We start from the raw sequence: 13,576 nt of genomic DNA on the forward strand, positions 1-13,576 counted from the left end.
GCAATGTAATTTCAGGTGTGCAGTTCCCTCAGCAGATCATTGAACTGCCAAATGGTAACCTTGTACTATGTGTTTTCTCACCGCCATCCGGTCTTGGAATATATGATTCCACAGGATTGCAATTGAATTTTTTCACTGCAGTTACCGGTGTAAGAGGTGTTTATCAAATTCCTAATGGAAATTATCTTGTTACAAATGGTGCAGGACTTCATGAGATAAACGGAACAAACGGAAGCCTTGTCAGGACGATCCACACCTCCGCTAATATGCAGTATATTTCTCTTGTAAACTTCACAGTTGTTCCTGTTGAATTAACTTCATTCACATCAACAGTTTCAGGAAATAAAGTTGTACTCAACTGGGTAACATCAACTGAAAAAAATAATTCAGGTTTTGATATCGAAAGAAGCGCTGACAACATAAGCTTTACAAAAGTAGGATTTATCCCTGGTTATGGAACAACAACCGAAACAAAATCTTATAGTTTTACTGATCAACAAATTTCAGCAGGAAAATATTATTACCGTCTGAAACAAATTGATTATGATGGAACATTTGAATATTCAAATACAATTAAAGCGGAAATTGGTCTGCCGCTAGAGTTTGCACTTGAACAGAATTATCCAAACCCATTTAATCCCACAACAACAATCCGTTACACTGTAGCGGACGCATATTATGCGTCCGGAGTGCCGGTACGTTTAGTAGTATTTGATGTACTTGGTAATGAGGTAGTTACACTTGTGAATGAAAACCAGCCCGCAGGACATTATGAAATCCAGTTCAATGCTGAAGGATTATCCAGCGGAATTTATTACTACAAACTTATTTCCGGTAGTTTTAGCGAAACCAAGAAACTGATATTACTCAAATAATTTTCTTTCTGACCTTCAAGGTTAGTGCAGTTACAATGCATTAACTTTGAAGGTCTCTATTTTTGCAGTCTGCCTCTTAAAGAAAATGATTTTCCACTCCAAATAACTATGCATTCAGTGATTTACTATTTAATAACTTATAATTAAGTTATTAAAAAACTTCCCCTGTTTTTAATTAGCAAACATTATCTCATGCAAAAAAGAATATGCCGGTGAATAAAAACTATATTGCAATAATTTTGGTTTTTACCGCAATGCAGATATTCCCGCAGACGAAAAATCTGTTATTCAAGCATATCAGTGCCGCGAATGGACTATCAGATAACTTTGTTGTTCACATTTTCCAGGATAAAAAAGGATTTATCTGGATAAGTACACAGGATGGAATAAACCGGTACGATGGTTATGATTTCAAGCACTACAAACATATTCCGGGCGATCTGAACTCACTGAGTGATTACGCTGTCAACCATATCTTCGAAGACTCAAAAGGAATTTTCTGGATTTCAACAAGAGAAGGATTAAACCGGTTTGATCCAAAGACAGAAAAATTTATCCACTACAAAATGAATAAAGACGATCCGAATTCTTTAAGTGCGCAGAGAGTTAACCGATGTGCCGAAGACAAAAACGGAAATATCTGGGTCGCTACCAGGAATGGGTTGAACATGTTTAATCAGAGTAAAGGTATCTTTGAAAGGTTTAATCATACAAAAGCCAATAAAAGAAGCATCAGCGGTGATGTCATTACAACTTTGCTGTCTGACACTAAAGGGAATTTGTGGATTGGAACAACGAGCGGATTGAACCAGTATGATTTCAAATCTATTTCATTCAGGAACTTTTTTAGTGAATCGGGAAATATGGCTTCACTTCCATCAAATACTATCACTGCCTTGTTTGAGGACAGTAAAGGTAATATATGGATAGGAACAACATCAGGGTTATCAAAACTTGTTTCAGTCAATACGAATTCGATTGAAGTAAGAAATTATCTGCACAATCCGGAAGATAAATTTTCACTAAACAATAACAGTATTACAGCAATCGATGAGGACAGCAAAGGTAAACTATGGATAGGAACTTTTGGCGGCGGACTCAATATCTTCAATCCATCTTCAGAGAAATTTGAATCGATAAAACATTCTCCGGAAGACAAAACAAGTTTGAGCAGTGATTTATTTTTCACATTGCTGGTTGATAACTTTGATAATGTTTGGATTGGCAATACTACAACAGGTATTGATAAATACAGTCCTACAAGTGAAAGGTTTGTGCGTTTTCAATCAGAACCAAATGCTGAATCAAATATCTCAACAAACATAACGAGTATGCTTATCGATAAAAACGAAAGGTTATGGATTGGAACTGAGAACACCGGCATAAAAGTGTTTAAAAATAAAATTCCTGTTGAGCAGAATCTGCTCTTTACGCTGGATGCATCAATAAAAAATAAACACTCTTTAAGCGGAAATAGTATCACATCTATTTTTGAAGATGATGAAGAAATGATCTGGATTGGAACTGCAGGTTATGGCCTGAATATTTTTAATCCCTCTACAAAACAGGTTGAAATATTTAAGAATGAAAAAGATAATCCAAACTCACTCAGCGGTGATTATATACATTCTGTTTACCAGGACAGCGAAGGAATCATCTGGATAGGAACAGGAAGAAACGGACTGAACAGGTTTGACAAAAAAACTAAATCCTTTAAACGATTCAGAGAAAATCTTGACGATCCGACAAACAATAAATTTCTAAGTTCAAGAGAAGTGGTATCAATAGTTGAAGATCATAATGACTATTTGTGGCTTGGAACCACAACAGGCGGTATTAACAGGTTTGATAAGAATGCTGAAACATTTCTACACTTTATTCATATTCATGAAGATGGAAAAAGCATAAGCAGCAACAGAGTTGTGTGTACTTATATCGACAGGAAAAAAAGATTATGGGTAGGCACCTACAGCGGCGGGCTAAATCTATTCAATGAAAAATCAAATTCCTTTATTCATTTCATGGAAAAAGATGGATTACCATCCAACACTGTGCAATCAATAACAGAAGATGAAAATGGAATTCTCTGGATAGGGACAACAAACGGACTCTCAAGGTTTGATACGGAAAGTAAATCATTTAAAAATTTTGATGTTAGCGATGGACTGCAGGGAAAAGAATTTAATCCTAAGAGTTGCTTAAGAGATTTGCAAACGAACAACCTGTATTTCGGTGGTACTGATGGTTTGAATATTTATTCCCCGGGTTCTGTTTCAGAAAATGAAATAAAACCTGAGATAGTTCTAACGGATCTCAGACTGTATGATAAAACTGTTGTTCCATCTGATGATTCACCGGTTAAACACAGCTCGGCTTATGCACATGAAATTGTTTTAAGCTATGATCAGAATATAATTTCTTTTTCGTTTGCCTCACTGGATTTTACTAGTCCGTCAAAGAATCAATATGCGTACAAGCTGGAGGGATTTAACGATGAATGGATTTACTCCGGGAACATTCGGGAAGTGACATATACTAATCTTAGTCCGGGTGATTATGTTTTTGTTGTTAAAGGAAGCAACAGTGATGGAGTTTGGAATGAGAGTGGAACTTCAGTAAAAGTAATAGTTAATCCTCCGTTCTGGAAAACCTGGTGGGCTTATACAATTTATTTACTTGCCGCATTATCCGGTCTGGTGTTTATAAGAAGATATGAACTGAACAGGATAAAACTGAAGAACGAATTAAAGCAGCAGCAGTTCGAAGCAAACAAACTCCAGGAAGTTGATCAGATTAAATCTCGTTTCTTCGCTAACATCTCTCACGAGTTCCGAACACCATTGACAATAATTCTGGGGTCACTTGAAAAGCTTAGAAACAAATCAGCAGTAAGTTCGAATGAAAAAGAATATCATTTAGTTAAAAAACATTCTTCCAGACTTCTGCAGTTGATCAATCAATTACTTGAACTCTCAAAAATTGAATCAGGTAATGCAAAACTTGAAGCAGCGGAAAATGATATTGTCAAATTCACAAAAAGAATTTCAGCATCATTTTCTTCACTGGCTCACCAAAAAAATATTCAGATCAGGTTTAATAACAAATCAGTTGAAGAATCTAATCAGGAGGAATCAATTCCGGTTTTCTTCGATAAGAAAAAACTAGAAACAGTTTTTTACAATCTTCTGTCGAATGCAATCAAGTTTACTCCCGCGGATGGCGTGATTTCGATTTTAGTAGTTGAGAAAAACGGTTTTGCAATTATAGAAGTTGAAAACACCGGGATTGAAATTCCCGCTGATAAACTTTCAAAAATATTTGACAGGTTTTACCAGGTTGATGACAGCGGCACAAGAAATTATGAAGGCACAGGTATAGGGCTTTCTCTTGTAAAGGAATTTGTTGAACTGCACACAGGCAGAATCGAGGTGGAAAGCAAAAACAACAGGACATCATTCACTATTTATCTAATGAAAGGTAAAGACCATTTTCATAAAGATGAAATTATTGAAGAAGCTGCTGAGAAGGATTTGACTACATCTTTTGAAATAAATAATGAAAACAAAATCCCGGCTTCGGATATTATTTCCGAGACAGATAAAAAAGAAGCAGCAAAAACAATTGTGCTTGTAGTTGAAGACAACGACGATCTGAGAGAAATGATTAAAGAAACTATCCGGGGAGATTATCATATCATCGAGGCTGAAAACGGAGTTAAAGGATTGCAGTCTGCTGAAGAAAAAATTCCCGACCTTGTTATAAGTGATATTATGATGCCCGAAATGAACGGCTATCAGCTATGCAGTAAATTAAAGACGAATGAGAAAACCAATCACATTCCTGTTATACTATTAACAGCAAAAGCATCGACAGAAGATAAACTTGAAGGACTTGAAACCGGTGCAGACGATTATCTCATCAAGCCGTTTAATGAGGATGAGCTGAAGATCCGTGTAAGAAATCTTATCACTATTCGCAGACAGATGAGAGAAAAATATCAGACGCAGATGCTTGTAAAACCCGCAGATGTTGTTGTTCCTTCATCGCAAAAAGTATTTGTTGATAAGCTTGTGTCGATAATTGAAAAAAATATTGACAGCGAAGAATTTTCCGTCGAGATGCTTTGCGACGAGATCGGAATGAGCAGAACACAGCTTCATAGAAAAGTAAAAGCAATTACAAACCAGTCTGCTTCTGAATTTATAAGGAATTTCAGGCTGCAAAAAGCTGCAGAATTGCTGAAACGGGATGCCGGAAATATTGCCGAAATTTCATATCGGGTTGGCTTTGGTAGCCAGGCATATTTCACTAAGGTTTTCCAGGAAGTTTACAATACCACGCCTTTAGACTACAAGAAACAGCACACCAGATAACCGTATTTTTCGCTTCTTTTCCTAATAAACCACTCTTTGGAACATACGTTATAAAAATCGGAACGACAGCGGAATATTTCGCCTCGTTTTAATAATACTCTTACTCCTCAAAAAATCACTTTTAATAAATGGTGTCTGGAGACAAAATGAAATTCGCAATTCTGATAAGCATTTTTTCTATTGCAACTACTATTGCACAAGTAACTCAAGAGTGGGTAAGCCGGTACAATGGACCTGGTAATGCCACCGATATATCTCGTTCTATTGTAGTTGATAAGTCGGGAAATGTCTATGTAACAGGTTCCAGTATTGGAAATGTATCAATTGATTTTGCAACTATTAAATACAATCCTGAGGGTGTTCAAACGTGGTTGCAAAGATACAATGAAGGTGTAGCCTATGCGATGGCAATTGACAGCATGGGTAATGTTTATGTGACCGGTTACAGTTTGGAAGATACAACTCATGCTTATACAACAATAAAATATAATTCTGATGGTGTGGAACTATGGCTGAAGAAATATGATGGACCTGGTAATAATGCTGATTACGCAAGAGCAATTGCGGTTGACAATCAAGGGAATGTTTATATAACAGGAGAAAGTTACGGGGGCGCAACAGTTAATTATGACTATGCAACAGTAAAATATAATTCTGCTGGAGTTGAGCAATGGGTGAAAAGATACACCGGGCCCGGACTTAGCGGCGATTTAGTAAAAGCAATTGCAGTTGACAATGATGGAAATGTTTATGTAACAGGGGTGGCTCGAGATAGCGGGTTAAATTATGCCTACACCACAATAAAATATAATACAGATGGAGTCGAGCAATGGGTGCGGAAATACAACGGACCGGACGAAAATGGCTATGATGTGGCCAGGTCAATTGCAGTTGACGATAATGGAAATGTTTATGTAACCGGAGAGAGTCCCGGAAGTGCAGCAAATCTTGACTATGCAACAGTAAAATATAATTCTAATGGAGTTGAGCAATGGGCGAAAAGATATCAGGGACCGGTCAATCTCAATGATGTAGCATACGCAATTTCAATTGACAACAATGAAAATATCTATGTAACAGGTGAGAGTTCTGGAAGTGGAACACATTTTGATTTTGCAACAATTAAATATAATTCTTCAGGTGATGAACTGTGGGTACAGAGATACAATGGACCGGGTAATAATGAGGATCAGGCAAATGCAATTACCATTGATGATGATGGGAATGTTTATGTAACAGGAGAAAGCTATGGAAGTGGTTCAAATTATGATTATGCAACAATAAAATATAATTCATCAGGTACTGTACAATGGGTGCAGAGATATAGTGGGCCATCCGGAATTGGTCACGATCGGTCAAATGCAATTGTGGTTGACAGTGCGGCAAATGTGTACATCACCGGCGGCAGCGACGGAGATTATGCGACAATCAAATACTCACAAGGATTAAATATTACCAGCCCGGTTGCCGGTCAAAAATGGATTGCCGGTGAAACCGATACAATTAAATGGACAGGCGGTGAAAATGGACAACTGCTCGATATCGAATACAGCACCGATGATGGTAACACATATTCTATAATTAAACTTGGAGTTCTCGCCAAAGACCGCAGGTATCCCTGGAAAATTCCAAAAAACACTCTCAGCAAAAAAGTAAAGATAAAGCTAACAGATGTTATTAATCCTCTTGTCTCTGCTACAAGCGGTACTTTTAAAATAAAACCGTATTTGCTAACAAGACTTACCAGCAACGGAGACTATGATGCGTATTCTATTACCAGGGATCCTTATCAGTTTGGAAATGATTCTGCATCTGTGTGGCCAGTAGAGTTCTGGCAGAATTTTAATTATTACGGGACTGACCCCTTCACCGGCTCGAATTATTTACTTGGTGTTCCGGCTTTGTTACTTCTCCAGACATCAAGCAGCGATCATCCTGATTGGGTCTCATGGGTAAGAACATTCGGAGTAAGTTCGTGTTACTTTAACACTTCTTTTCCTCCGGTCTATTCAAGAACGGCATTACTCAAATGGATAGATTATTCTGACGAATGGGGAGGTTCGTGTTTTGGTTTGTCAACATCAAATGTTTTGCTATTTAAAAACAACGCTGCATTTCAAAGTAACTATCCTTCGTTTCCTGCTTCGAACCCTATTCAGATTCAGCCGGATGATTCAGTGAGAACAGTAATAAACGAACTATATACGCACCAGTTTGGTGTTGAGCACAGAGCATACAGAAATGCTATTGGTTTATTGAAAACACCTAACGAAACACTTAACGACCTCAAAGCAATGCTGCTTGATGACGATCCGATTGTAAGAACATTAAGTATAGTCAGCAATGATCCGAATGATGCTGGCGGACACTCTATTATGGCATATAGATTAGAACAGGATACAACGCTGCCAAATATCTGGTATGTTTTTACGTATGATAACGCTTATCCTGACAACCTGGATAGCGCCATAATTATTGTTGATACAATAGCGAATACATGGACACCGATATATGCATGGACAAACTGGGGCGGAACAGAGACGTTTTACGTGCGGGATCCGGCAATCAATTACTTAGTTAACCCTTCTATGCCAAAATACTACTCTGGAAATTCTCCATTTATACTTGGAGAAAATGAACTGCAGATTTTTAATACACGTAACGCGTCAATTAAAATAACAGACCAGCTTGGGAATTCAAGTGGGTATGAAAACGGGATATTGATTGATGATATTCCAACCTGCATCCCGAATATTCTTGAAAATGGAAGTTCCAGTCCACCGATCGGGTATGATATGACAACAGCAGATTATTCGATACACATGAATGACTATGAAGAAGCAAATGCTTCAGTCAGTTTCTATTCGGGTAATAAATCATTCAAAGTTTTCAGAGATGATGTCCTCAGTTTAGACAATGACAGATTCTTTTTTGATGGGGGTGTTTCAGCAGTAAATCCTGATCAGCGTGATAAAAGTTTAAACCTTTTAAATATTATAAATGAAACTGTTCTTGAAAAATCATTCTTTCTCACAGAGCTTGACTTATCACAAAATGACTCCGTCAAAATTGAAAACCCTGACAGCAGCAAGTTAAGTCTGATTTCTTATGGTTCTGCAAAAGATTATAATATCGAACTGAACTATGTTACCGAAAATGGTGTCGGAATATTTAGTGCTTCGGATATTGAGCTAACCGCAAATACCTCACATATATTTATTCCAGACTGGATTGATTTAACCGGTTCACAGCTTGTTGTACTTATAGATGTGGGCAACAATGGAACTATCGACGATACACTTCATCTCAACAACACAGTTGACGTTAAAGATGAAGGAAGTTTGCTGTCACCAAAAGAATTTCAACTTGCACAAAACTATCCCAACCCCTTTAACCCGATAACCACAATACAATACTCAATCCCCCAAAGAAGCAATGTTGTATTAAAAGTATATGATGTACTTGGGAATGAAGTAGCTGTTCTCGTAAACGAGGAAAAATATAGAGGTGTTTACTCCGTTAACTTTGACGCTTCACAATACGCAAGCGGAATTTATCTGTACAGGATACAGGCAGGTTCATTCGTTGAAACAAAGAAGATGATATTAATAAAATAAAAACATCACTCAGAATTTATAAACAAAAAATACTTTAACGGAGGCTTTATGATTCTAAATAAAAAAATTTTCTTGTTCGTTCTTTTATTTGGATTAATTGCAACTGGCAATGCACAAGAATTAATAAAATCACCTGAACAAAAAATTGATATAAACACAAAATCACAGGAGCCTGGAATCAGTTCAGAACAATTGCAGTCTATTTTAAACTCAGCATCAAATAAAGGCGGTGGCGAACCTTTGCCTGAAGCAATCCAGGAAAGAATTTTTACAGGACAGGTTGCTGGAGATCAGTTTGCTTTTTCAGTTTCTTCTGCCGGAGATGTAAATGGAGATGGTTATGATGATATTATAGTTGGCGCACCTTTCGCGCAGACAAATGGCAGAGCATATGTTTTCTTTGGGGGACAGATAATAAATTCTATTCCGGACAGAATATTGGATGGTGGAAATCTTGCCGATTCCAGATTTGGCTGGTCAGTTTCTTCCGCTGGTGATGTGAATGGGGATGGGTTTGATGATGTGATAGTTGGTGCCTGCTCTTCTGATGCAGCAGGATCGGCTGCCGGTAGTGCTTTCATTTATTTGGGCGGAAACCCGATGAGTCAGGATTTCTATTTACAAATTAATGGTTCGACAGCCGGAGATCGTCTTGGTATAAGTGTTTCAACAGCAGGTGATGTAAATGGAGATGGTTACTCCGATGTAATTGTCGGAGCTGATAGAAATGATACTGGTGGTGCAAATTCGGGAAGCGCATATATATTTTATGGCGGACAAGTAATGAACAATATTGCTGATGTTATTCTAACAGGAGAAGCCGTTAGTGACGTTTTTGGATACTCAGTTTCTGAGGCGGGAGATGTAAACGGAGATGGATATTCTGATGTAATTGTTGGTGCAATTGGTAATGATGCCGGTGGAACTAGCGCAGGCAGAGCATACATTTATTTAGGAGGATCGCCTATGGATATATTTGCCGACGTGATTCTTACTGGTGAAACTGCCGGTGATTCATTTGGGAGTTCGGTCTCAAGTGCGGGTGATGCAAATGGGGATGGATATTCGGACGCAGTAGTCGGTGCTGATTTAAATGACGTCGCTGGAAATACGGCAGGCAGAGCATATATTTATTTTGGCGGTTCATCAATGGATAACATAACAGATGTCGTTCTTACCGGCGCAGCTTCCAGTGACGTGTTTGGAAGTTCAGTCTCATCAGCAGGCGATATAAACGGAGATGGATATTCTGATGTAATAGTCGGTGCTCAGCAAAATGATACCGGAGGCGATAACGCCGGCAGAGCATATGTTTATTTTGGCGGAGAATCTATGGATAATATCGCAGATGTGATTCTGACAGGCGAGGAAGGAGAAAGGTTTGGTGGTTCGGTTTCCATAGCAGGAGATATGAATGGTGATGGTTATACTGATGTTATCGTTGGGGCTCATTTTAACGATGCTGGTGGAGTGAATGCAGGCAGAGCTTACCTCTACACAAATTCTCTTACCGGTTCAGATATTCCTGATGAATTTTTTACGGGTAGCAACGATCAAGATTTTTTGGGATGTTCGGTTTCTACCGCTGGAGATGTAAATGGCGATGGATATGATGATGTAATCGTCGGTGCATGGGGCACTGGTACCTCAGAACAAGGGAGCGCATATATTTTTTTAGGTGGATCAGGTATGGATAATATTGCAGATATAGTATTAACAGGAGAATCTGCGGGGGATAATTTTGGTTATTCAGTATCAGCTTTAGAAGACGTTAATGGAGATGGATATTCTGATGTAATTGTTGGTGCCAGACAAAATGATGCTGGTGGAAACGAAGCAGGCAGAGCTTACATATATTTTGGCGGAGTGTCAATGGATAATATTGCAGATGTAATTCTGACTGGAGTAGCTTCCGGAGATTTTTTTGGTGAGTCAGTATCCAACGCCGGAGATGTAAATGGAGATGGTTACTTTGATGTAATAGTCGGTGCCCAAAAAAATGATGCTGCAGGAAGTGATGCAGGTAGAGCTTACATTTATTTTGGTGGGGTAAGTATGGATAACATAGCAGATGTAACTTTGACGGGGGAAGCAGCAGGTGATCAGTTTGGTTCTTCGGTCTCAACTTCAGGAGATGTAAACGGAGATGGATATTTTGATGTAATCATTGGTGCCGTCGGTTATCCATTTGGAGGTTCTGACGGCAGAGCTTACATTTATTATGGCGGTCAGCTTATGAATAATGTTGCAGATGTAATAATGACAGGAGGAACTGCAGCAGACTTTCTTGGGAGTTCAGTTTCTACAGCTAAAGATCTAAACAGGGATGGATATGATGATATAATAATTGGTGCCCGGGGAAATGATATGGGTGGAACTAATTCGGGTCAAGTATACATTTATTTTGGTGCGCAAACGATGGATAATATTCCTGATGTAACCTTAAATTCTGAGGCTGCTGGAGACTTCTTCGGGGTATCAGTTCATAGTGCAGGAGATTTTAACCAGGATAGTTACTCTGATGTCATTGTTGGGGCCGATCGCAATGATGCAGCAGGAATCAGCACTGGTCGCGTCTATGTCTATTTTGGCGCTCCTAATATGGATGATGTTGCCGATCTAATATTAACAGGAGAAACCGCAAATAATTTCTTTGGCGGTTCAGTCTCTAATGCAGGAGATGTAAATGGAGATGGATTAATTGATATTATTATAGGTGCAATCGGGTATGACGGTCAAGGGTTTGATTGGGGCAGAGCATATTTACATCTTTCATCTACTCCTCCAATTAAACCTCCACTAAAATCTGTTAAAGATATTCCTAACGATCAGGGTGGTTATGTTAGAGTTAGTTGGAAGAGAAGCGGGTATGATATTCTAGGTCAAAACAGAATTGCAGAATATATTTTGCAAAGAAGTGATCCTCCCGGTACTCCTGGATTTATTTGGGATTATGTTGCTACCATACCGGCAATAAGAGAATTGGAATACTCATATGTTTCTCCAACACCATACGATTCAATGTCAAACACAAGCGGTACTTTTTATTTCCGTGTTATTGCCCGCGGTACACATCCTGATGAACTGTGGTATTCAAATATTAAATATGGACACAGTGTTGATAATCTTTCGCCTTCCGTTCCTCTTAATTTTTATGCAAACATTCTTGGTGATGATGTTAAGCTCGGATGGAAAGCTAACACAGAATCTGACCTTTATAATTATGTTATTTACAGATCGGATGTTGCCGGTGCAAATCCTGATACGCTTGATATTTATACCCAGACTTTTGATACCACTTTTGTTGACACAAATCCTCTTTCAGGAACTGCATACTATTTTCTCAGAGCACAGGATGTTCATAATAATTTAAGTCTGCATACCACTTCAAGTATATCAGCTCAGGCAACGTTTTCATTATCAGTTAGTGTTTACAACGGATGGAACATGGTATCTGTGCCGGGTTTACATCCTGTCGATCAGAATGTTAATACATGGTGGCAATTCAGAAATCCACTCGCAGATGTTTACAGATGGACAACCACTTATGTTCCGGTAACAACAACCGCACCAACTCAGGGTTACTGGATGCTGCACAATGGTTCAGTAACATATAACACCGGCGAAGAGTGGCCTGCAATTCAAAGTGTTCCTAACAATCCTATAACTGTGAATACCGGATGGAATATGATAGGAGGTTATGAAAACTTTGTTCCGGTTAATGCCTTAACTACAACACCACCGGGACTGATAGTGCCGAATACAATTTACGGCTGGGACGGAACATATTTTAATGCTGTCAATCTTGAACCGGGATTTGGTTACTGGATTTTACTAAGTGGAAATGGAGTTATAAATATTTCATCAGACGTACAGCAGCAAAAAATAGTTGCATCTGATTACACAGAGAAATTTGGCAGCATTATTTTTTCTGATGCAAGTGGAAAAAAATTTATTCTTTATACTATCGAAGGGCAAGCAAACCCCGATCATTATTTAATGCCTCCGCTGCCGCCGAAAGGTTCATTTGATATCAGGTATAGTACAGGCAGAAAGGCAGAAGATATAAAAGCCGGATACCAGGTGATCGAGTTTAGGTCGCTGGAATATCCATTTACAATTACTGCTGAAGGAGTTGATTTAAATCTGCAGGATGAAACAGGAAAAATTGTAAACTCTAATCTTAGGTCCGGAGAAAAACTTACAATCCATAATGATCAGATAACTAAACTTTTGGTCAAAGAGAATTTTATCCCGGTTGAATTTTCGCTTAAGCAAAATTACCCAAACCCATTCAACCCAACAACAACAATTTCATATTCAATCCCTTATGTAGAGACGAGGCACGCCTCGTCTCAGCACGTTACGTTAACTGTTTATGATGTACTTGGTAATGAAGTAATAACACTTGTTAATGAAAATAAACCCGGAGGACAATACGAAGTGGAATTCAATGCCGAAGGTTTATCAAGCGGAGTTTATTTTTATCGGTTGAATGCTGGCAGCTTTAGCGAAACAAAAAAACTTGTATTGATGAAATAGGAAAAAAGTTAGAGGTAAGACGTAAAGACGCGAGAGGAAATTGCAAAACTAAAATTAAGGCGATCAATAATGGTCGCCTTTTTTGTTTCCTTTATCCAATTAACAAATCACTTGACTTAGACCGGGTTTTTTCACAATCTTCCTGCGTCCGAATTAATCTCAATTCTCT

4 protein-coding genes are annotated in these 13,576 nt (G+C 38.4%); all 4 read left to right on the plus strand.

Annotated features, from left to right (window positions below; translation table 11 throughout):
• The first annotated feature begins 266 nt into the window (after nucleotides 1-266).
• A complete protein-coding gene (locus IPM56_01345; protein ID QQS38197.1) occupies nucleotides 267-875 on the plus strand; it encodes a T9SS type A sorting domain-containing protein in 609 nt (202 codons plus the stop codon).
• A 212-nt stretch (nucleotides 876-1,087) separates the two neighbouring features.
• Nucleotides 1,088-5,248 carry a response regulator gene (locus tag IPM56_01350; protein ID QQS36629.1) on the plus strand — a complete coding sequence of 1,387 codons (4,161 nt, stop codon included), beginning with the start codon at nucleotides 1,088-1,090 and terminating at the stop codon, nucleotides 5,246-5,248.
• Between the two features lie 146 nt (nucleotides 5,249-5,394).
• Nucleotides 5,395-8,865: an SBBP repeat-containing protein gene (locus IPM56_01355; GenBank protein ID QQS36630.1), complete on the plus strand. Its 3,471-nt coding sequence runs from the start codon at nucleotides 5,395-5,397 to the stop codon at nucleotides 8,863-8,865.
• Between the two features lie 48 nt (nucleotides 8,866-8,913).
• Nucleotides 8,914-13,407, plus strand: a complete 4,494-nt coding sequence (locus tag IPM56_01360; protein ID QQS36631.1) for an FG-GAP repeat protein — start codon at nucleotides 8,914-8,916, stop codon at nucleotides 13,405-13,407.
• Nucleotides 13,408-13,576 lie beyond the last annotated feature (169 nt).

The sequence above is a fragment of the Ignavibacteriales bacterium genome (genome assembly GCA_016700155.1).
In the GTDB taxonomy this organism is placed as follows: domain Bacteria; phylum Bacteroidota; class Ignavibacteria; order Ignavibacteriales; family Ignavibacteriaceae.